Annotated in this window: 15 protein-coding genes and 2 pseudogenes; 15 read left to right on the forward strand and 2 right to left on the reverse strand. The window is 36.0% G+C overall.

All coding sequences use genetic code 11. From position 1 onward, the window contains the following. Positions 1-106 precede the first annotated feature (106 nt). The 3 genes from GJU40_RS07225 (at position 107) to GJU40_RS07235 (ending at position 4,605) form a co-directional block, all read left to right on the forward strand. The gene (locus GJU40_RS07225; protein WP_154307088.1) at positions 107-1,768 is read left to right on the forward strand and encodes a catalase; all 1,662 of its coding nucleotides are present in this window, start codon (positions 107-109) and stop codon (positions 1,766-1,768) included. Between the two features lie 164 nt (positions 1,769-1,932). Continuing rightward, positions 1,933-3,822 (forward strand): LTA synthase family protein, encoded by a 1,890-nt coding sequence (locus tag GJU40_RS07230; RefSeq protein ID WP_154307089.1) that lies wholly within the window; start codon positions 1,933-1,935, stop codon positions 3,820-3,822. Between the two features lie 147 nt (positions 3,823-3,969). Continuing rightward, positions 3,970-4,605 carry a LysE family transporter gene (locus GJU40_RS07235; protein ID WP_425481207.1) on the forward strand — a complete coding sequence of 212 codons (636 nt, stop codon included), beginning with the start codon at positions 3,970-3,972 and terminating at the stop codon, positions 4,603-4,605. A gap of 151 nt (positions 4,606-4,756) precedes the next feature. Here the strand turns inward: GJU40_RS07235 and GJU40_RS07240 are convergent, their stop codons facing one another. Further along, positions 4,757-5,203 carry a GNAT family N-acetyltransferase gene (locus tag GJU40_RS07240; protein WP_154307091.1) on the reverse strand — a complete coding sequence of 149 codons (447 nt, stop codon included), beginning with the start codon at positions 5,201-5,203 and terminating at the stop codon, positions 4,757-4,759. Between the two features lie 137 nt (positions 5,204-5,340). Here GJU40_RS07240 and GJU40_RS07245 point away from each other — a divergent pair, with 137 nt between their 5' ends. From GJU40_RS07245 to GJU40_RS07270, 7 genes and pseudogenes are all read left to right on the forward strand, one after another. Next, on the forward strand, positions 5,341-5,907 hold the full coding sequence (locus GJU40_RS07245; protein ID WP_154307092.1) for a GntR family transcriptional regulator: 567 nt from the start codon (positions 5,341-5,343) through the stop codon (positions 5,905-5,907). A gap of 529 nt (positions 5,908-6,436) precedes the next feature. Next, entirely contained in the window at positions 6,437-7,651 is a 1,215-nt protein-coding gene (locus GJU40_RS07250) for an RES domain-containing protein (protein WP_154307093.1), read from the forward strand. 975 nt (positions 7,652-8,626) lie between these two features. Further along, positions 8,627-8,758 (forward strand): annotated as a pseudogene (locus GJU40_RS20970) (SgcJ/EcaC family oxidoreductase); the annotation flags it as partial. 814 nt (positions 8,759-9,572) lie between these two features. After that, the gene (locus GJU40_RS07255; protein WP_154307094.1) at positions 9,573-11,330 is read left to right on the forward strand and encodes a TerB N-terminal domain-containing protein; all 1,758 of its coding nucleotides are present in this window, start codon (positions 9,573-9,575) and stop codon (positions 11,328-11,330) included. A 6-nt stretch (positions 11,331-11,336) separates the two neighbouring features. Further along, entirely contained in the window at positions 11,337-12,653 is a 1,317-nt protein-coding gene (locus tag GJU40_RS07260; RefSeq protein ID WP_154307095.1) for an ATP-binding protein, read from the forward strand. A gap of 376 nt (positions 12,654-13,029) precedes the next feature. Next, the gene (locus GJU40_RS07265; protein WP_154307096.1) at positions 13,030-15,168 is read left to right on the forward strand and encodes a DEAD/DEAH box helicase; all 2,139 of its coding nucleotides are present in this window, start codon (positions 13,030-13,032) and stop codon (positions 15,166-15,168) included. 201 nt (positions 15,169-15,369) lie between these two features. Next, positions 15,370-15,535, forward strand: a pseudogene (locus GJU40_RS07270) (IS1595 family transposase); the annotation flags it as partial. On the opposite strand, the gene GJU40_RS21345 reads toward GJU40_RS07270, so the two are convergent. Then, positions 15,533-16,537, reverse strand: a complete 1,005-nt coding sequence (locus GJU40_RS21345; RefSeq protein WP_154307097.1) for an HNH endonuclease — start codon at positions 16,535-16,537, stop codon at positions 15,533-15,535. The pseudogene GJU40_RS07270 and the gene GJU40_RS21345 overlap by 3 nt on opposite strands. A 341-nt stretch (positions 16,538-16,878) precedes the next feature. On the opposite strand from GJU40_RS21345, the gene GJU40_RS07280 reads away from it, so the two are divergent. The 5 genes from GJU40_RS07280 to GJU40_RS07300 all read left to right on the forward strand — a co-directional run bounded on the left by GJU40_RS07280 (position 16,879) and on the right by GJU40_RS07300 (position 22,695). Then, on the forward strand, positions 16,879-17,919 hold the full coding sequence (locus tag GJU40_RS07280) for a nucleotidyltransferase domain-containing protein (RefSeq protein ID WP_154307098.1): 1,041 nt from the start codon (positions 16,879-16,881) through the stop codon (positions 17,917-17,919). Positions 17,920-17,928: 9 nt separating this feature from the next. Beyond that, on the forward strand, positions 17,929-19,749 hold the full coding sequence (locus GJU40_RS07285) for an E2/UBC family protein (RefSeq protein ID WP_154307099.1): 1,821 nt from the start codon (positions 17,929-17,931) through the stop codon (positions 19,747-19,749). Further along, positions 19,739-20,209, forward strand: coding sequence for a Mov34/MPN/PAD-1 family protein (locus GJU40_RS07290; protein ID WP_154307100.1), 471 nt, complete (start codon positions 19,739-19,741; stop codon positions 20,207-20,209). The genes GJU40_RS07285 and GJU40_RS07290 overlap by 11 nt, the downstream gene beginning before the upstream one ends. Positions 20,210-20,213: 4 nt before the next feature. Then, positions 20,214-21,317, forward strand: coding sequence for an SAVED domain-containing protein (locus GJU40_RS07295; protein ID WP_154307101.1), 1,104 nt, complete (start codon positions 20,214-20,216; stop codon positions 21,315-21,317). 619 nt (positions 21,318-21,936) lie between these two features. Continuing rightward, on the forward strand, positions 21,937-22,695 hold the full coding sequence (locus GJU40_RS07300) for a DUF2397 domain-containing protein (protein WP_154307102.1): 759 nt from the start codon (positions 21,937-21,939) through the stop codon (positions 22,693-22,695). Positions 22,696-22,702: the final 7 nt, after the last annotated feature.

A 22,702-nucleotide genomic window follows, 5' to 3' on the forward strand; every position in this document is an offset into this window, starting at 1 on the left:
TTCCTGCTTGACTATGCAGCACTGTACGTATAAATGGTCACAGTTATAATCTCTAAGTATAAGAAAGAGGTTTATAAAATTTAGAAAGAGGTAATAAATAGTTTGTATGTTAATTCAAGGAGGGATTAGATTGGACAAGGATAAAAAGGAAAAGATTGGGCCTGCGGTTGATGGAGTAGGCGGACCTGCTGATTCCCGCAAAGGCACTGGTGAAAGTGAAGACACCTTAACAAACAGACAGGGACACCCTGTTACTGATAATCAAAATGTCAGGACTGTAGGCAATCGAGGTCCGACAACACTGGAAAATTATGATTTCCTTGAAAAGATATCTCATTTTGACAGAGAACGGATTCCAGAGCGCGTTGTACATGCAAGAGGTGCAGGCGCACATGGCTATTTCGAAACATATGGTACAGCAGGAGATGAACCTGTTGAGAAATATACAAGAGCGAAAGTATTCCAGGAAAAGGGTAAACAGACACCTGTATTCGTTCGCTTTTCAACAGTTGTAGGCGGCGGACAGTCGGCTGAAACTTTAAGAGATCCGCGCGGCTTTGCGGTTAAATTTTATACTGAGGACGGAAACTGGGATTTGGTTGGAAACAACCTGAAAATTTTCTTTATCCGTGATCCTCTTAAATTCCCTGATATGGTACATTCATTCAAGCCGGATCCTGTTTCCAACATTCCGGACCCTGAAAGAATGTTTGACTTTTTGTCTCAATCACCAGAGGCAACTCATATGGTTACTTTCCTCTTTTCCCCATGGGGCATCCCGGCAAGCTACCGCGAAATGCAGGGCTCAGGTGTCAATACATATAAATGGGTGAACAAAGATGGAGAAGGAGTACTTGTTAAGTACCATTGGGAACCTATTAATAATGATATTAGAAACCTGACGCAAAAAGAGGCTGATGAGCTGCAAGGCAAGAATTTGAACCATGCGACACAGGATCTATACGAAGCGATTGAAAAGGGAGAATATCCGGAGTGGGAGCTTTGCGTTCAGATTATGAGCGATGATGATCATCCTGAACTGGATTTCGATCCTTTAGATCCTACAAAACTGTGGCCTGCAGACCAATTTCCATTCTTAAAGGTTGGGAAAATGGTTCTTAATAAAAATCCTGAAAACTATTTCAATGAAACTGAGCAGATTGCGTTTGGTACTGGAGTACTTGTTGATGGACTTGATTTTTCTGATGACAAGCTTCTTCAGGGGAGAACGTTCTCCTATTCTGATACACAGCGTCACCGAGTAGGAAGCAACTATCTGCAGCTTCCAATCAATGCCGCTAAAAAGCGTGTCGCAACCAATCAAAGAGGCGGCCAAATGCAATATTATGTGGATCGTGCACCGAGCCAAAATCCGCATGTTGATTATGAGCCTTCCACCCTTGGAGGCTTGAGAGAAGCTGAGCAGAATGGAAAGGATCATCAGCCGAGCTATAACGATAAGCTTGTTCGTGAGCCAATTGACCGCACTAATAATTTTGGTCAGGCAGGAGATACGTATCGCAGCTTTGAAGAGTGGGAAAGGGAAGAACTTGTTTCCAACCTTGTTGATGCCTTGAAGATCTGCCAGCCGCAGATTCAGGAAAAAATGGTTGAATATTTTACAAATGCAGATGAGGATTATGGACGCAGAGTCTCAGAAGGTCTGAAGCAGGCTGCTTCTGAACAAGGAGAGCACACTGGATCCGAAAAAGCTGACAATGCAGTAGACCAGGCTAAGAACATGGGCGGCGAAGCAGATCCTTATTAATCAGTAAGAACTTTCAGAGAAGCTCAGGAAACTGGGCTTCTTTTTACTAGCAGGATTTAGCAATCTCCGTTTTAGATGGGAATGAAAAGGGAATAAGTTGCTAACTTCCCTTAACTTTAGTAACCTTAGTGGAGGTAAAATGCAGTGATATTCAGGAGGACACTATGGTGAATGGATTTCTTAGAAAATATGCATTTATGCTGATTGCCGTCCTTTTTTTGTGGGCAAAAACATATATTGTATATCTCACTTGTTTTGATTTAAAAATTGAAAACGGCATACAGGCGGTCATCCTTTTTTTTAATCCTTTGAATTTTCTCTTACTGATTTTTGGGCTGAGTTTGTTTATGAAAGAAGGAAACAGAAACATCTTTATTATTACAGTCAGCTCTGTACTGACTTTTATATTAATATCAAATATTACTTTTTACGGTTTTTATAATGATTTTATTACCATTCCTGTTCTTTTTCAGTCAAGTAACATGGGAGATTTGGGAAGCAGCGTGCTGGAACTGATCAGGCCGTTTTACCTCCTGCTCACTGTGGATATTTTCATTTTATGCTGGCTTGCTAGAAAGATCTTTCTTTTACATGATGAGGCAGATATTCCTGTCAGGGAGAAAAAGATTTATTTTTTGATTGCCGGGGCATTGCTAATGCTGAATCTGGGAATTGCGGAGCTGCAAAGGCCGAACATTTTGGCGAGATCTTTTGATAGGGAAGCCCTTGTCAAAAATCTTGGATTGTATGATTTTCACGTTTATGATGCCCTGATGCAAACCTCCACCTCCGCCCAAAAAGCTTTAGCTGACGGAAATGAACTTGCGGATCTTAAGGAGTTCACTGAAGGGAAAAAGCAGGAAACGGTATCTGATATGTTTGGAGCTGCAAAAGGGCGGAACGTTATATTTGTATCTTTGGAGTCCACTCAGAGCTTTGTAGTGAATGAAAAAGTGAATGGACAGGAAATCACACCTTTTTTGAATGATTTTATTAATAGCAGCTATTATTTTGAGAATTTTTATCATCAAACAGAGCAGGGAAAAACCTCTGACTCTGAGTTTATCGTCGCAAACTCTCTTTACCCGCTTGGAAGGGGAGCCGTCTTCTTTACGCATGCAGACAATAAATATTATACTCTTCAGCATATATTGAGAGAAAACAGCTACTACACTGCTGTTTTTCATGCCAACAACGCTTCTTTTTGGAACCGTGACGTTATGTATGAGTCACTAGGAATAGAGAAATTTTTTGATGTAAACAGCTATGAGGTTCATGAAGGAAATAGTGTGGGCTGGGGCTTGAAGGACAAGGAATTTTTTGAACAGTCTGCTTCACTGATGAAAGAGATGCCTCAGCCATTTTACAGTTATTTTATCACGCTGACCAATCACTTTCCTTTTCAGCTGGAGGAAGAGGACAAGCTTCTGAAAGATTATGATTCTAGCTCTGATATACTAAACAGATATCTACAGACTGTCAGATATCAGGATGAGGCTTTGAAGCACTTTATAGAATCTCTAAAAAAGGAAGGGCTGTATGAAAACTCTGTCATTATTTTAATGGGAGACCATTATGCTATTTCAGAAAATCATAACAAAGCCATGGCAGAATTTTTAGGAAAAGATGAAATAACACCTTTTGACACAGTTCAGCTGCAGCGAGTGCCATTTCTTATACACATGCCGGGTATTTCTGATCAGAATCCGCACACATATGATCAGGTTGCCGGCCAAATTGATGTAAAGCCGACCCTGCTTCAGCTTTTGGGCATTCAAGCTAAACATTCCGTGCAGTTCGGCAGCAGTGTTTTTTCAGAAAATAAAGCAGACTTTACGGTTTTAAGAAATGGCAGCTTTATCACTGAACATTATATTTCTGCATCAAATATCTGCTATAAAAAAGAGACGGGGGAGCCCTTGGAATCCTCTGAAATGTGCAGTGTTTTTGAAGAAAAAGCCCAGGAAGAGCTGCTGGCTTCTGATAAAATTATTTATGGTGATTTACTGAGGTTTTATCCATCAGATCGATATTCACAACTACTTACAGAATAAATGTGAGCCGGAGTACATTTCGTTAAAGAATGTATTGCGGCTTTTTGAATTGATGAATCGTTCCACGCCTAAGAGATTTCAAATAGGATATATCTGTGTTAATTCACTCCGTATGAGCATACATTGTACAAGCTGATCAAATCCGGGGTGGTAGAGTTGAATATATACGCGGGGTATATTCTGTTGGGGCTAACTTTGGCAGCTCCAATTGGTCCGGTCAATTCCGCCAGAATTGATAAGGGACTGAAAAACGGGTTTTGGCATGCATGGATGGTAGGATGCGGATCAATGGTTGCTGATGGATGCTATATGCTTCTGGTGTATATGGGACTTGTCAACTTTTTGGATGCAAGGCCGGTTCAAACCTTCCTGTGGCTGTTTGGAGGATTTGTTCTTCTTTACACAGGGATTGAAAGCATCATTGGTGCAAACTCCTACCAGATAAGTGAAGACAGAAAAAAACAATCGCTGGCAAAGAGTTTTCTGTCAGGTTTTCTATTGTCTATATCAAGTCCCCTCTCTATGCTGTTTTGGCTTGGTATATATGGGTCGGTGCTAGCAGAAACAGCCAGCTCTTATGGAACAGGGCAGCTCTTAGCATACAGTGCGATGATCTTTATCGGGCTTGCACTCTGGGATATTATTGTGGCGGCTCTGGCCAGCGGATTTCGTACGTTCTTAACTTTAGGAGGCATCAGGGTCATTGCTGCCCTTTCAGGGTTTTCACTTGTAGGGTTTGGTTTGTATTTTGGATATAAGGGGATTATCTCACTTTTTCAGTAGAGATAACTCCACTGTAATGATGAAAGCTAAAAGTTGACCTGGATTCCAGATTTTCATTGAAAGAAGGAAACTTCTGAAGTTAAGACACACTCACTGAAAGGGCGGCAGCTGAAGAAGCTGCCGTTTTCCTGTTCATTTCTGTCAGAATTGCTTATTCCTCCGCCAAGTACTTCTTAAAAGAATAACTGGTTATGTTGTAACCCATTTTTTGTTCATAAAAACGGTGAGCTTCTTTTCTTTGCAATCCTGATGTAAGAGCGACTGTCCTGCAATCAAGTTCCTCAGCCATATTATGAAGATATTCAAGGAGAGCTTCCCCATAACCACGTGATCTCATATTAACGTCTGTCACCAGGTCAAAAACAAATAAATGCTTTCCATCATAAAAATTTGTTCTTACCGCGGCTCCTGCCACTGCTGCCGTTTTTCCCTCTGCAAGAAAGGCAAACAGTCTGTAACCTTCCTTTTTCATTTCCTCAAACAGCTGCAAATACTCATCTCTTGTAAGGTTAGTTCTAAGCTGTTTCATAATGTCCCATGCCTGTAGCGCTTCCTCTTCTGTGGTAAATTCTTTCATTTCCCCAGCAATTGAATTCATCAGATTCACTCCTTCCTTATTACAGTTTAAAATGAATCTGAACCTAATAAAAGTGCCAGTTTTCATCTTTTTTATGGGATCAGATTGCTTAAAAACTGTACACTAATAGTAAGAGAGAAGAAGAAAAGGGGATTTCTATGAATGAAAGAACAGTAGAGTTTGCTAATTCAGAACCCATTTACTTTCAGCTATATTCTTATATGAAAAAAGAAATTTTAGATGGCAGCTTGAGTGAGGGCTGTAAATTACCTTCTAAGCGGCAATTTTCCCGCCATTTGGGTATAAGTATGAATACAATAGAAAAAGCTTATCAGCAGCTCATTGCAGAAGGATATATTTACTCTGAGGAAAGAAAGGGCTACTTTGTTTCCAAAATAGATGAAAGCCTCTTTCAAGACAGCAGAAGTGTTTCCCCGGAAATAGCAGAAAACGACAATTTTCGAAGCTGTAATAATATTGAATTTAGCCAGGGAAACATTGATCTTGATTCATTTCCTTTAAAGACTTGGAAAAAATCAGTCATGGAGGCGCTGAAGAGTGAGACAGATTCTTCCAGATATAAAGGTCACCCACAAGGCGAATGGGAGCTGCGCTATGAAATAGCCGGTTATCTTTACCGTTCAAGGGGATTTACCTGCAGCCCTGAAGAAATCATAGTAGGTGCAGGAACTCAAATGCTGCTTGTAATCCATCAGAAAGTTTGAGATAACATCATAAAGCGTGAGACAACTCCACAAAGTTTGAGACACAAACCAAGGCAAACCCTTAATACATCAACCTTTAAATTCACCAAGGTTGAGACAGCCCCAAAAGGGTCAAATGAGCCAAGTCAAGGTACCTGTGTTTCCCCTATCTTAAGCTTTGTGAACTAAATTAGAATCACAAACATTGAGATGGAGTGTACTATTGTTCAGAATGATTGAGATGATACAAATAAAAAACCATAATGCTTGAGATAGGGTAGCGCCATGAACCCCACTTTGGAAATAAATCACCCTAAGTAACTATAGTTATAATACCTCTTAAACGTTCTTACTTGGAAGGCTCGAATGATTTTTTCTAAAAGCCTGAAATGAACTTTATGTTTAGATTAAATGATATTAATTCAGAAAGAAGTATAGTAAAATTTAGGAGTTAATTGGGCAGAAGGACCGTATTTTTTTCATCCATTTTAAATAGTTATAAAATATTTATAGTGATTATATAAATATGTATTGTTAGGAAGTGAAATCAATGGATGTATGTTGTGAAAGCTGTTTTGATGATATTAAACTTATATTCGATGAATATGGAATTGAGATTCCTGAAGGTAAATGGTTCGAAGGGAACAGTAATAGTGATGCGGTTTGTTTGATTTGTAACCATGAGATTGACTCAGAGGAATCCTATTATTTTTCAGATACAATTGATGAAGAAATATTCCATGCTATTGAAGAATTGGGAGATAGTTTATCACAAAATATTGACGCTTGTTTTAACTGTGAAGGAAATGAAATTGATTATTTTTTATATAAGTGGAATAAAGAAGCTGATAAAGATGAGTACCGAGAAAAAGTGCTAGGGACATCTGTTGAGGAATTATTATACAACCACGAAATTCCGGAAGCCTTGCATGAGACGGTAACTCAATACTTGCAATGTAAGAAATGTCGTTATGGAAAGGAAGCAATGCATCCGAAACATAACCCAGACGGGGGAATTTTTGAGTTGTATGATGAGATTTACACCCAAAAGGAAATAGATGAATTTTGGGGATTGGATTATGAAGAGTTTTCTAATTTTGCATTACAATATGGGATAAGCTTAAATCAAGCAGAATTAAGTGATTTTAAGAAGTACATGATTGAGAACCCTTTATTAGCATTTAAACATCCAGTGGGTCAAAAGGTATATGACGTATTAAAAGCACATTTTGAAGCGAAGGATAATATTGAGCTCAAAAAAGGTCAAATATTGTACCGGGGAAGAAACCGCAAAGTGGATGGTAGAAGGTTTAATAAAGATGAAATGTGGAGCCCGCCGAAAGGTGTTTCATCACATGGACGGTATAATCTCATTGGAACGTCAGTATTATATTGTTCGGATAAAGTTGAAGGCATTCCTTTGGAGATACACCCTGCACATGACGAGAAAGTGGAAATTGGTGTCTTTGAGATTGAAAAAAAATTAAAGTTGTTGAACATCGACTTCTTTGAGAACTTCGGCGGGTTTTTTAGCGAAAAAGATACTAATACAAAAACTTTAAAGGATGTATATTTGCTGCCGAATTTCATTAGAGACTGTTGCTATGAAATCGGCTATCACGGAGTGCAGTACAAAGGAGTTCATGATGAGGGAAAATACACAAACTACGCTTTTTTCAACTTTGAGATGGGGGAAGATATTATAGCCAAGAAAGTATACACATTAGGAATGAAAATCAAATATTTAGTTGTTGGAGAGGACTAATTAAATAATGGGGATAAGAAGGGATGAGGTACCAGGTTATAGAAAATTTCTTAGTTCACATGAGTTGTCATATCGAAAAGTTTTAGATTACTTCCTACGTTTATTTAGATATTAGGCAAGCTCAAACATTAAAAGTGAAAATAATAATTAACAGCTTTGGTTCGAATCATTGGTACAGAACAGGCAGTATTTTTAAATTCTTTATTTTTAGTGGCAGGCGAAACTATCTATTTATTGATTCTTAAGTCCTCCTAAACTTCATATAAGTTATCGGTTTTTTTAAAAGCCTACTTTTAAGATAACGGGTTTACTTCAGAGGTGCAAACAAGTAAAACACAAAGCAAATTGCACGGATTTTCACATAGAAATTCACCTTGCGGTTTTTCTTGTTATATCAATGTTTTTTTGTATTTAATTTTAAAATCACACATCAATTCACAGGTCATTACACATTGACGGAAATAATTATTGGAGGGTATGTGATTTTGTGGTGATTTGGTAAGTGGATTTTATGGTAATTGTAAAGGTATTTGGATATTTATGTTAAAATCGACATAAGACTATCAAAGACCTTGTGAAATAATGTACTTAAAGTAACGGGGCAGTTTCGTTGTGCGAAATGTTTCTGGCTTAAATTGAGATTGGTCACAATACTCAGGTAAAGGTCGGACAGTTCTAATCCGAACTGAAGGATTATATCGAAGAATCAAATGATGGGGTAACGCCTTGAAGGGTTCTCTCTTAGTCGAATAGCACTGGATTTAGTAAGAATGATAGTGTTATAAGCTCGGTGAAAAGGCGTGAGGATTTGCCGTAACAGGTTAAGCTGACGAAAGCCTACCCGATGGGGTGGTGTAAATCATGATGCTTGAGTTGAATGAATATGGTGAGAATGCGAATAAACCTAAAAAAAAGGTTAAGCTGACGAACTTCTGAATGTACGGGTCTATACCTGCGATACATAGAAATGTGTATAATCAAACGCTTATTGTGGTAAAAAAAGACCGAAATTGGCTTATTAAACTATACCAAAATACTCCTGCCCAGTTTCACGGAAGACCTGAATTAGTGAAACAAATGACGGAAGAACTTAGAACGTTATTATAAGATTAGAGAATAAATTAAACAAGTATGGCTGTTTCGACAGCCTTTTTTTCCTTACTCAACTAACGGGTGCTTTGCTTCAATAATGGGGCAAGGCTTTTTTTCTTATTCAAGTAAATGTGGCAGTTTTGTTAAAGAAGGAATTATTTATTTCTGTATCGAATGAATAAGATAGTTAAATTCAAAGGAAGATGCGTAGGGGGATAATGTGGAATCTAAGTTAATTATCTTACGAGGAAACTCTGGAGTGGAAAAACAACAACCGCAAAAGGTCTTCAAAATCATTTGGGGCGTGGAACACTCTTGGTTTCTCATGATACCGTTTGATGTGAAATGCTGAAGGTTCAAGATAGAGATGGGAACCTTTCAATTAATTTCATTGAGCAAATCGCTCGGAGATGGATGACTCAAACCGATAATAATCAATATATACACGTTTTATAAGTACAAGGTTTGCTATTCGGATTTCTTTGATGGTAAAGATACAGGTTCTTCAAACACAAAGCATTGTGCCTAGAACTGGAAGAATCGAAACACCAAGAGAATCTGATAAATGAAAAGTCGCGCCTTGAATCAATCATGAACCAAATATCATCCTCAGATTTTTTAAAAGACAAAATTAAGGTTTAGAATATTTTTTCTTAACAAAGGACTTATCCGGTAAAGATAGGTCCTTTCTATGTAATACCCACTAGTAATTTCATGCTAGTAATTTAATACTATATAAACGTTTAAAACCAAATGGTTAACTCTTTCCATTTTGTAGTCATATCAGTAAAATAGGATTAGGTGAACCGAACAACAAAGGGTGAGGAATTTGTTTTTTAAAAAATTATTCAACAGAGATAAAAAGGATAACAAAAAAGTTGAAACCATTGTCGCAGAGCCAATGCATAACAAGACACCACCGCAGCTTTCTGTTTCTGCCCCTATAATGGCAAAAAAGAATCCTGAGAAAAAGCAGTCTGAGAAAAAGCATGAAAAACTATTTTCTTATAATGAAGAATCCATATATTTAGATGAATTCAAACACATTAAAACAACCCCTAAAATTCTTAAGATGTTAGAAGACATCATGGAACCTCCTAAAAGAGAGGTTGCGAATGGCATTAGTGTTACCATTACGTTTGATGTCTCTGAGAAAAACTTTGTAAAAGATTCTATTCGATTCAGTAATATGACACATCACCAATGCGAGATGCCTCCATTCCATACTTATTATTCCAAATTTGCTGACATGAAGAAAGAACAAAAGAATTGGTATTTTTATTGGCGTGAACAGGTATTGAATGGTCACTATCTGCCAACTGATTTGAGTTACATATATGTTTTTGTATATGAACTCATCAATTACTCTTTTAATCAAAATGCTGCATTTAATTTGAGTATGCTTTACAGGCTTTATGAAGCTTATAGAGGTCAGCATCACATCGAACGGTTTATCTCTTTAATAGGCGATATGTTGTATGAATTAGGGGAATATCGCTTAGCTGAAAAGTGGAGCCCAAATATCCCCTCTATTCCGCCACTATATAAGCAGTTAAAGGAAAAACATGATGACCTGTCTCGAATTTCCATAACCTATTGGAAAAGTTATCTTTTTTCTTTCCGGGAATCAAAATTTTACACGGAAAACAAAAATAAGATTTATAAAACATTCAAAGAATGCCTTCCTTTATTGGAAGCGAGTCATGTAAAACGGGACAACAAAAAGCTAATTGATTTGTACTTTGAAAAAAGAGAGGATATGCAACAACGTTGGTTATTTCCTGGAATGGTTTCCATTCGTGGAGGTAATAATTTTATCCAATTTAAAATAGATAATATTTATCCAACACCACTCCTTCATCAGGAAGTAGTTGCCTTTTTCAAACTCTCAGAGAATGTAACCCGATTGATGAACGGGGAAAAACGACAACTCCAAGTAGATGAGAATATCTTTCCTCCAGAACTAAAAGAGGAAATGATAACGTTCCTGTCCCGCCCTAAAGAGAAAGGACGTTTTAAGACAGTCAAGACAAAGAGTAAGGAAAAACAAGGCGGTCTGATTCCACCTAAACCAGAGGATAAACCGAAAGTAGTAATTGAATTTAATGATGATAGAATCAGGCAACTTAAAGCAGAAACAGACAACCTGGTGGACGAAGTAGAAAGAAGAGCGCAAGAACATTTAGAGAATGAAGAAGACACTAATACGCCAACAAATGAGAAACAAGAAGAAGTAGGAGAGAAACCTTCTAACGAAGAAACAAAACCTGATAAGGAAAAAGATGGATTATATAAATTTTTCACCACTTCAGGTGATGATGCGGATGAGGAGCAAGTGGAAAATTTCTTAGGGGAACTAACCGATATTGAACGGGAATTCATCCAACATTTCACCGATATGGAATGGACTAAAGCGGAAGCCACTCAATTTTTAAAGTCTAAGGGTCAAATGTTAGGTGTATTATTAAGTTCTATTAATGAAAAAGCTCAGGAATCTTTAGAAGATAACTTCCTAGAGGAAGACGGAGATACTATTTTAATATTTGAGGAATTTGAATCGGTGGTCAACAGGATAAAGGAGAGGTAATGAATAATGAAGATAAAGAAACGTGACTCATCCGCCATACTTAATTCTTTAAGCGGGGGTGTCGTCCCTAATCGTGGAATACAACACATTATGGTAGGACGTACTGACGAAGCGAAACAAATAATGACGGATTTAGATAACATTAAAAAAGGTTCTTCTGTTATTAAGTTCTTTATTGGACCTTTTGGTAGCGGTAAAAGCTTCATTCAAGGTTTTATCAAACAATTAGCTTTCAATGAGAAGTTTGTTGTGACATCGGCTGATTTTACGCCCGAAAGAAGATTATATGGAACAGAAAACAAAGCTGTAGCTTTGTATAGTGAACTTATGAAAAACCTTTCTACATCCACACAGCCCGATGGTAATGCGTTGCCAAGTATTTTAGACAAATGGATTAATGAAGTACAAATGAAAGTCATGCAGGAGAAAAATCTTACAACCGTCGAATATGATAATCCTTTATTTGTGTCACAGGTGGAGCGAGAAATTACCAATGTTATTTCTAAAATGGATGAATTAACGGGCGGGTTTGATTTTGCCCGTATTCTTACTCAATATTTCCGTGGATTCGTAAAAGATAACCAGGACTTGCAGCGTAGAGCTCTTAGATGGCTACGGGGAGAATATGGTACAAGAACAGAAGCGAAAACAGATTTAGGTGTTCGAGATATCATTGATGATAATAATTGGTACAACTACATTAAAATCCTATCTCAGTTCGTTAAACAAATCGGTTATTCCGGATTGGTAGTAAACTTAGACGAAGCGATTAACCTTTACAAAATAACACACCCTCAAACGAGAGATAAAAACTACGAAACCATTCTAAAAATATATAATGATACTCTTCAAGGGAATATTGAAGGTCTTTATATTACATTTGGCGGTACGGTGGAGTTCCTAGAAGACGAAAGGCGCGGGTTATTCAGTTATGGTGCTCTAAAGCGTCGTTTAGAAACCAATAAGTTTGAAACGAGCGAATTTAGAGACCTTTCTCAACCGGTCATTAAATTAACTCCATTAAAGAATGACGAAACCTTCTTATTGTTGCAGAGACTCCGCGATATCCATGCTGCTCATAATGACTATGAGACATCCATTACGGATGGTGAAATCAAACGGTACATTGTAACGGAATACAATCGCCCTGGAGCTTCTGAACACTTAACAGTGGGTGATATCATTCGTGGATTCATAGGTGCATTAAACATCCTGCATCAGAACCCTGATTATAACCGTGAACAAATATTTGGTGCAGAAAAGACAGTCGAACAAGAAAAAACGCCAAGCTTCCAATCTCGATTCTCACGCACAGAAAGTTAAAGTATATGAAGGATTGACAAATATGCAGCCAAGAGTGGAAATTCCATTTGGAAAACAATAAATTGCTTTTATTGATGTTAGATAAAAATAGATTACGGTCAATTCAAGATATTGTTATTAAAAAAATCGACATAGAGTATATGGGTAATTTTAAAGCGAAGCCATTTATATCTATGCTAAAGACCTAAATGGAAATGCTATTAGACGTGATAAAAAAGGAACCAAATCATGGAGAATGCTATCCAATAACTAAATGGTTCCTTTCGGTGTTGAGGATTTTCTTTATCAACAACTGCTAAACGGTTTCGATTGGAAGAAGTATGCGAATCAATAATTTTCACAATCGCATCATGGTCAAAAGGAAAGGCGGTTTCTTATGAATTCTTTTGATTTGTTATCAAAGTTTTTACAGAAAAAGATATGGGATATGCGTTGGTCCAGTTTTACAAATATACAGGAAAAAGCCATTCCTGCTGTTCTTCAAACAGAAGATGATGTTGTGTTATCCGCTGGTACTGCTTCTGGTAAAACAGAGGCAGCTTTTTTGCCTGTTTTAACAGAAGTGGAAGCAAGTGCCGGACAAGCATTGAAGATACTTTACATATCACCTTTAAAAGCTCTTATTAATAATCAATTTGAGCGGATAAATAAGCTTTGCGAATACATGAACATTGAAATCCATCGTTGGCACGGTGATGTTTCCCAAAGTAAAAAACAAAAGTTTATTAAAAATCCAACAGGAATTCTCCAAATTACTCCTGAATCGATAGAAAGTTTATTTATTAATCGCCCAGGTGCATTATCTACTCTTTTTAAAGAATTAGAGTTCGTTGTTATTGATGAAATTCATTCCTTCATCGATAAAGAAAGAGGTGTGCAGTTGCGGTCTTTGTTGTCTCGAATTGAGGAGTTCGCAACGAAACGACCTAGAATTGTCGGATTATCAGCCACAATTGGCAATTTTGATTTGGTTAAAGAGTGGATTAATTTTAAATACCCAGAAAACGTGACCATAATAGAAGATAAGTCATCCGATAAACAATTACTTTATAGCTTGATGTTCTTTGAAACCGATAAAGATAACAAAAAACCGATAGAATTATTTGAAGATATGCGGGAAATCACCAAAGAACAAAAGTCTATTATTTTTTGTAATAGCCGGGGAAGTGTGGAAGAGACAACTGTCTTTTTAAATCGATTAGCGGAGCGGGAAGGGATGGGAGAAACATATTATGCTCACCATTCCTCTATTGATAAAAAAGAGCGGGAATATGTAGAGAAAGTCATGTCCGAAACAAATATGCCAAAAAGCGTAGTAGCCACCAGTTCTTTAGAACTCGGTATAGATATAGGAAATGTTGATTTAGTTGTCCAATTGGATAGTACCTACACTGTATCGTCTCTGAAGCAACGTTTAGGTCGCTCAGGAAGAGAACGGGATGCTTCTCAGATGTTGCAGCTTTACAGCACCAGCAAAGACAGCTTGCTTCAGTCTCTTGCTGTTATGGAGCTTGTTCTTGATAAATGGATTGAGCCTGCTACGGGATACGCTATACCATATGATATTCTATTTCATCAACTCATTTCAGTGTGTGCTGAGAAAAATGGTATGACAATCAAACAACTGTTACATTTCGTTCACAACAATGATATCTTTCATTCATTAGAAAGTCATAAAGCTGAACTTCTCATTAATTACATGATTGAAAAAGACATTCTTGAAAAGTTGAGCGGAAGAGGCGAACTAATAGTAGGGATAGAAGGGGAACGAATTTTAAGAAGCAAAGAGTTTTACTCCGTCTTCATGACAAATGAAGAATACGAGGTAGTGGAAGGAACTCGCAAAATTGGTCAGGTAGACAAAACACCTTTTATATTCGAGGGAGATAACATTATTTTATCCGGACGGTTATGGACGGTTATTTCACTTGATTCAGATAGAAATAAAGCTTATGTAAGAAAAGCTGTTAATGCCAAGCCCCCAAAATATTTTGGTGACGGCGGAAAGATTCACAAGAGAATCGGTGAAAAGATGATGGAGGTTCTGTCAGGTGAAGATGAATTTGAGTATATAGATTATAAATCGAAATCTGCCCTAGAAGAGCTGCGTAGACCTTATAAACTTTATGAAGTCGGTATCCAACATCGTGCTCTTTGGAAAAATAAACGAGAGTATTTAATAGAAACCTTTACTTCTACTCAAATTACAACTACGCTTCACTGGATGATGAGGGTACTAGATGTAAATGTTCTGGAGAGAGACTTGTTGGGAAGAATTAGATTTGAATATTCCGGTGATATAAACGACCTTTTCTTTGACTTAAAATCTTGCATATGGGATGAGAAAGAAATTGTGGAGAAAAAGAAAAAAATAAGTGATTTCCCTTCTAAATTCGCTACGTACATTCCGGAATATCTAAAAGACGAAATGCATATAAAACACGAACTGGATTTAAAAGGAGCTCTGGAATTTCTTAATGATTTTGAATTGAAGATAATTGAACTGGAGTTTTAAACGCAAAAAGCCTCGTTTAGTACGGGGCTTTCTTTAATATCCGCATATTTTTTTGGAGGGAAGAATTTTACATTTGAAAAACAAGTGGAGCAAATGCTTATTTTGCGCGCCAAAAATCGAGTTTTACAACCGTTAACATAAAAAAACCTATGCATTTACATAGGTTTATTTAGTAATCTAACCTTGAGTTATCAAGGTGGTATGAAAGATATTCGTGAAGCTCGTTTTGCATCTGGAATGACTTGTGTTCATTGTGGTAGCACTTCTGTTAAGCGGAACGGCAAATACAAAACACGCCATTTTCAGGCTCTCGTTATCCTGAAAGATGGTTAAGTATATCGAATTAATGGTAGAAGGCTATACTTTATTTGTTGACTTTGTTGTGGCAATTACCTTTGTTGATTATTTTCCTCATTTCCTCAATAGAGAGAACTTTGTCAGGTCTCCTGTGTATCATCCGATGACAGTTAGAACAAACAGGTATGAGGTCTGTTCTAGGGTCGAAGTATTGTTCTTCTCCTTTTAACGAATTCAACGGCTTTACATGATGAACTTCAATGTATTCCTTGCCTCGTTCACCATAAACATCTTCAAAATTAAAACCACATACTTTACAAGTGAACCCATGTAACTCTAAAGCCCTTTGACGGTTTAATGGACTTCTTTCATACTTATTGCCATAATATTGTATATATTTCCCTTCTAATATTGCTTGATACTTTTCGAAGATATTCTCTATATCAGAAGCTTCCAAGTCATTTTCAATTGTAAGGATATTGACATGATGAATTTCAGGGATAAATTTTAAAAATTTCATAGGAGGATGATTCCTCCTCTCAAGCGGACGATTTCTGTCTATTGTATATGAACATATTCTTATACTCTTTATACTTGAAAAGAAATCATCACCATATTTTTCGGTAAAATAACAATAAGCAGCATGTCTTGAAGAATCATTGCCTTGCATATTAGTAAAAGGAAGATTAAAAAAAAATTCTTCTCGTTTGTCTTTAATGAACAGAATATAATTTTGGGGTTCAACTTTAAATTCCCAGATTTCGAAGTCACTTCTTTTTTTATCTGTAATAAATAATTTCTTAAATTCATGATAACCCTTAGTGATTTTTTCATTAGATTGTTTATTTTCCGGCAATTGAGGATATTCTTTTTTATTTACCATACAATCAAGACACTCATCTTCTAAAACTTCAAATAACAAGTGGCTTTTTACATTCGGATTTTTATTGAATTCCATAATGTCCTTGTATTCCCCGCATTCAATACAAGATTTTAGTGTATTGTCATAATCATCCTGAACTCCTTTTACAGTTCCCCTTGAGCCAACTTCTTTTCTCCAAATTACAACCATAATTATCACTCCATCCTGGTAAAATTACTTTCTGGTGAGTTTTCCCTATTAGGCTATTTCCTAATAATAGTTTAATAATATCAATGTAATAGGAAATTATAAATGTGTATATAATGTACTTTAAAATTGGAAATAATAGTAGTTTAATCGCAAAATATATACTATATATAGTGTTGTTGAATTTATTTTTAAACAAAATATTGTGTTTATGCGGAATGGAAATGGAAAAAATATTGACTCTTATATTCATAGGAATATATAATGAGTTTATTAGGTGTTCGAATGTATGTTCTTAGTTCGATTGTATCGATAATAATTAATTTGATGGAAAGAGGCGGATTATGGCAAATTTACATTCTTATTTTAAAAGTTTTCATGATGCTATAAAACTAGATTATGATGACAACAAGGGTTTAAGAGAAAAAAGGGACGAATTACTAGAAGTATTAAAGAAGAATATGTCTATTGATGCAGGTTCATTTGAGATATTTCATCAAGGAAGCTATGCCATGTATACTGGAATTAAGTCATTGGATGGAGGAGATTATGATATCGATGTTGGACTATTGTTCAATATATCAAAGGACGATTATCCGAATCCAATTACAGTAAAAAAATGGGTTTATAATGCCCTAACTAATGAATATGATGATGTAGAAATGAAAAAACCTTGCGTTACAGTAAAATTTGAATCCGAAGGAGAAGGTGAGCGTAATTATCACGTCGATTTTGCTATTTATGCAGACCACGAGGAAAGCGATGATACTTACCTTGCTAAAGGGAAGTTAAATAGTGACGCTGATAATCGCTGTTGGGAAGAATCTGACCCGAAAACACTTGTGAATGACATTAAGAATCATTTTGAAGATAGCGATGATAGAAAACAATTTAGACGTACTATTCGTTATATAAAAAGGTGGAAAGATATTAAGTTTAAAGGTCAAGTGAACCGTCCATCTGGTATTGGGTTGACAGTTGCTGCTTTAACGCATTTTCAAGCAAAGTATTCTTATGATGGATTTACGAATACTAAGAACGTTAAAGATTTAGATGCATTAGAAACATTTGTCCAAAATATGATTAACGCATTTGTGACCACTTTAGTTGATGATTTTGAGTTGGAGGAACGATTAAGAGTTAATCTGCCTACACCACCAAAGAATGATATATACGAAAAGATGACAGGGAAGCAAATGGCAGCATTTAAAGAGAAGCTTGAATGTTTATTGAACAAGCTCCAGCAGGCAAAAAATGAAACAGACCCTGTAGTAGCCTGTAAGTTATTGCAAGAAGAATTTGGGGATGATTTCCCAGTGCCAGAAGAGTCAACCACTGCTCAAAAAAGAGGACCTTCAATCATTGTTGACCATTCTTCTGCGTGAGGTGAATAGATGACAACTATTGTAGAAGTTCTAGAACGTGCTTTGCAAGATTTATTACCATCGTTTAAGAAAATAATGAGTCAAGGTGTTAATAGTAGAAGGGGACCTTTTCAGGCAGCATTTGAAGGTGTACATTCTATCGAAGGGAAACAAATCACCATTCAAATAGCTTTGCCTAAGCATTTTCCTATAGAAAAACCAATGATTTTTTTGAAGAATCCGAAAGTGTTAGGATTTCTCCCGCATATTGAAAAAGATGGTTTCATCTGTTATTCCTTTGATGAGGGGTTGCTTTTAGACCGAAGCAACCCCTTTGGTATTATACAAGAGGCATTTTTTCGTGCAGAAAACACTCTACAAGATGGAATTTCAAGAAAAAATCACGATGATTTTCTCAAAGAATTTGAATCTCTATGGTCGAGGCAAGAAAAAATAGTAAAGGTCGATACCCTTTTTTCTCCAAGGGATGACTTTCAACAAATACTGGTCTTTATGGATAATAAAAGAGAAAAAACTGTGTTTGTTAACAATTTGGATAGTGGAACAAAAAGAACGTTAAATACATTGTATAAATGTGATGTGGCAAACGAATTTCAATCATTGAGGGGTATTTATATTCCATTACGTGAAGGTGCAGATGTAAAACCTCCACCTTATTGGAAATTTTGGGACATTAAACAGTTAAGAAAAATTATTTTTGAGAACATCACTAGTTCTACCAAAAGAAAACTAAATGCATATTTAAAGAAGCGAACTTTTAATAAGAATGATAAGGAATATATGCTGATTTCTATTCCATTAGGACAAGAGCAAAAAATCCTTATAGGTATTTTACTTAAAGATTTTTCAAAGAAACAAAACGTGAAAATGATGTATCCTATTCAACATCCGTTAAAAAAAGTGCAATGTAATTTTTCTGTTATACCCTTAACGATAAAACGGCATGATAAAGAGTATCTCTTAAATCGAACGCAAGGTAATAATCGATTGGTAGGGAAGCGGGTCACTATAATTGGTCTTGGTTCTTTAGGAAGTAGAATAGCATTTGAACTAGCTAGAGCAGGTGTTACATCCGTTACTTTGATTGATAAGGATAGGATTGATATAGATAATATTTATCGCCATGAATTGGGAGCAAACAGCTTATATTGGAGGTTTGATAATAAATTTTCTTCAATTTCTAAGGCTGAAGCTTTGAAGATGGAATTAAATAATCATTTTCCTTTCCTTGAAATTGAATATGAAATTGCTGATGTTCTTGACCTAATGGAAGAAGAGATAGACTTAATTTTAAATGCTGATTTAATAATTGTCGCACTAGGTTCTCCAACAGTTGAGTTACACTTCAATGAGCGGTTTTACAAAATCGAAGAAGCACCTCCTGTAATTTATACATGGATTGACCCTTTAGGTATTGGAGGACATGCTCTGCTAACGAATAATAATAAAAAAGAAGGATGTTTTCAGTGTTTATTTACACACCCTGAAGAAAATGAGTATTTGATTCCTAATAAGGCATCCTTTGCTGCACCTGAACAATTCTTTGGTAAAACCTTGGCAGGCTGTGAATCAATGTTCACTCCTTATGGCTCTATAGATGCTCTACAAACAGCAATCACGGCAACCCGACTAGCTGTGGATAATTTGAATCAAAAAGTAATAGGAAACCCTTTACGTTCATGGAAAGGTGATTCTAATGAACTCTTGACACAAGAATATAAAGTAAGTAAAAGATACGGTCTAAGTAGCGAACAACTCTATGATTCTAGGTATCTTTACCAAGCGGGAAATTGTTCAGTTTGCGGGAGTGTAAATCAACATGAATTTTAGAATAGATTCAGATGGGTTACTGAAGATAAGTGAAAAAGCTCTTTCTGTTTTACAACAATATCGCCAAGTGGGAAGTAGAGATAAAGAAGCAGGTGGCGTTTTATTAGGGCGTTACATTCAAAGCTCAAGAGATATAGTTGTTGACTTGGTAACTCATCCAATGAAGCACGATATAAGGAAACGTTATTTTTTTAAAAAGTGTAGAGAGGACCATCAAAACATAGTTCAAACTTTGTGGGAAGAAAGTGATGGTACATGTAATTATCTTGGTGAATGGCATTCACATCCTGAGACTTTTCCAAGCCCTTCCTCTCATGATATAAAAGAGTGGAAGAAGGTAATAGAACATACTATCTGCGATTCAGATAAATTGTTCTTTATCATTGTAGGAACGAAATCAATTGATGTTTGGGTTGGATGCAGAACAAGTTTGGAAATAAAAAAAATGATTAGGTGTTGAGAATATGGCAAGAGACCCTTTTAAACTCTCTACAGTTGATGATAGAGCCTTATGGGTAACTTCTGGAGGTTTGTGTGCGAAATGTAAAAGAGTTTTAATATTTGATGATATTGAAAAGAAAGTGAACATTGGTGAAAGAGCTCATATTATCGGAAAGGGTGATGGAAAAAAAGCACCAAGACGAGAATTTGCCGAGGAGTATGAAATAACAGAGGAAAACGTAGATTCACTAATGAACCTTATGCTCATGTGTAGTCCTTGTCATCATACAATTGATAACAATGTGAAGAATTACCCACCTGATTTACTGTTCGAAATGAAAGATAAACATGAAGCATGGGTTTTGAATCGATTATCACAAAACAAGAAAGCGATAGCAGTGTTGCACAAAAGGAAAAACGGTATTCCCTTCGATACTGTGCTGCTCTCTGAAGAAATTGATACTTTGATTTTGGACGCGGTAGCTCTTCAGGAGGAATTTGTTGATTTTTCTAATGAAGGTTGGAAAAAGGCAAAAAAGGAAAACGAAGAATTCTTCAAAGAAATCGTCAAATCGAAAAGGGAGTATGCGGGAACATTTCTTTATATTTTCCCTTTATCTCCGATACCGCTATTAATTCATTTAGGGAAACTAATCTCTGAAACGGTTCCTGCAGTTGTTTATCAGTTTGATAGAGATACGCAGAAATGGTGTCTAGACGATGTGAGTGTGGATTCAACACAAAAAAAAATTATCATCAACCAAACAGATGAAGTGTTTGATGCCCTTGTAGTTACGGTTCAAGCGAGTGGAACAATTACGCAAGAGGATTTAACAGGTGTTATTGATACTCCTTATCAGCATTTGGACATACGGATTGAGAATCCACAACTTAACTCGGTTTTATTTAGTCAGGATGTTATAAATCTTAGACAGACTTTCCGAAAAGAAATCTATAGATTAAACGACTTGCATAGTTATAAAAAGATACATTTATTTTATTATGGACCCGCCGGACTTGCAGTTGAGTTAGGAAGGTGTATAAATGAAAATATGTTGCCTGAGATAAATTTATACGAATATACAAATAGAAATGGTATAAAGTATGCAAGAGCATTTAGTATATAGTATTGCTACGGACACTAGGGAGTGGCTTAAATTAAATGAAACAATAAAAAAGAAACGCTCTGAGGTTTTTTCATCTCAGAGCGTTTTTCTATGCTGATTATATTGTGTATTCTCTGGTCAATTCGGTTGCTAAAACTATTGTAATTCTATCTTGTAATATTGTACTTCAAAACCGAACCCGTTAATTGTTTATAGAGCAGTTTCTTTCTGTGGGGAAAAATTGATATTGTGATACTCATCGATTCAATAATATTTTTGTTTTTCCCATTCAAAAACATTCTCAATTAGTTTTAACGCTAAAGCCTGGTCCTCCGCCGACGCTACAGTTAATGTAACAATGGGAGAAAATAAAATAGTGATATCATTTCCATCATTCTTTGAAAATGGATGGAAAGTAATTGATTTTTCATTAAACTGCAAAATTGAGGCAACAGTTGTATCTGTTGCTTTTTTTTGTTTGAATTCTGAATAATAATAGAAGAAATTGTTAGAGAGTCTAAAGATAATAATAAAATTACCCAGTTAATATATGGTAAAATTGTACTAAGATAATAACTTTAAAAACAATATGGAAGGTAATATCCTAAAGAAACAAAAATAAAATCCAGAGGTGGTTCTTGTGGATGAAAGATTAATGGAAGGCATTAAAGAGGCAGGATACTTAAATACACAAAAATCTCATAGATACAGACCGATTATTAGATATATGTATGACAAAACAATGGCATACTCCCCATTAGTTTTACCATCGGAGATGATTGGCTATTTAAATCAATTTCCTTTTTTTCAAGATTACTCTGAAGAAGAGTTAATTGGGGATTTAAATTCACTAGTGAAAAGTAATAACATGGAACAAATCCAAGATAAAGGGAAAGTGAAAACGTATGAGGAGTACAAGCGAAACAGATACAGGTATAAGCTAACTCCTCATACAATTGAATTAGAAAAAGCATTAATAAATATGGAATCTAATCTTCAATCAATTCGTGGCTCATTAGAAAAGTCGTTGACTGATAGATTATTAGAAGAGCTAGAGAAATTATTTTCACAGTCATTATCACCTGAAGTGACCAAGGCGGAGGCTCAGAAGATAAATGACAAATGGGAATCGCTATTTGAAAGGTTTAATAAACTTATCAGCGATGCAGGACTTTATCTCTCGCATATTAATGGAGATAAACTAGAACTAATTATGCGAACAGAGTCTTTTATAATTTTTAAAAATGCTTTTGTTGATTATCTACAAAACTTTATAAGTGCGCTTAAAAAGAATACTGATAAAATCAAAGCTAATCTAAATGAAATCAATGATGAAAAAATAGACAGTATTATCGAGGCGTTGATTTTACATCAGAGAAGTATACCTAGATTAGTGTAACCGTCAA

Origin of the sequence: Metabacillus lacus, assembly GCF_009674805.1 — a bacterium.
GTDB classification, from domain to species: Bacteria; Bacillota; Bacilli; order Bacillales; family Bacillaceae; genus Metabacillus_C; species Metabacillus_C lacus.

Coding starts and splice junctions, on each gene's coding strand:
- GJU40_RS21345 (WP_154307097.1), bottom strand. CDS start 16,537: ATGGTTGTAATTTGGAGAAAAGAAGTTGGCTCAAGGGGAACTGTAAAA.
- GJU40_RS07240 (WP_154307091.1), bottom strand. CDS start 5,203: ATGAATTCAATTGCTGGGGAAATGAAAGAATTTACCACAGAAGAGGAA.
- GJU40_RS07290 (WP_154307100.1), top strand. CDS start 19,739: ATGAATTTTAGAATAGATTCAGATGGGTTACTGAAGATAAGTGAAAAA.
- GJU40_RS07265 (WP_154307096.1), top strand. CDS start 13,030: ATGAATTCTTTTGATTTGTTATCAAAGTTTTTACAGAAAAAGATATGG.
- GJU40_RS07285 (WP_154307099.1), top strand. CDS start 17,929: ATGACAACTATTGTAGAAGTTCTAGAACGTGCTTTGCAAGATTTATTA.
- GJU40_RS07260 (WP_154307095.1), top strand. CDS start 11,337: ATGAAGATAAAGAAACGTGACTCATCCGCCATACTTAATTCTTTAAGC.
- GJU40_RS07280 (WP_154307098.1), top strand. CDS start 16,879: ATGGCAAATTTACATTCTTATTTTAAAAGTTTTCATGATGCTATAAAA.
- GJU40_RS07245 (WP_154307092.1), top strand. CDS start 5,341: ATGAATGAAAGAACAGTAGAGTTTGCTAATTCAGAACCCATTTACTTT.
- GJU40_RS07230 (WP_154307089.1), top strand. CDS start 1,933: ATGGTGAATGGATTTCTTAGAAAATATGCATTTATGCTGATTGCCGTC.
- GJU40_RS07295 (WP_154307101.1), top strand. CDS start 20,214: ATGGCAAGAGACCCTTTTAAACTCTCTACAGTTGATGATAGAGCCTTA.
- GJU40_RS07250 (WP_154307093.1), top strand. CDS start 6,437: ATGGATGTATGTTGTGAAAGCTGTTTTGATGATATTAAACTTATATTC.
- GJU40_RS07225 (WP_154307088.1), top strand. CDS start 107: ATGTTAATTCAAGGAGGGATTAGATTGGACAAGGATAAAAAGGAAAAG.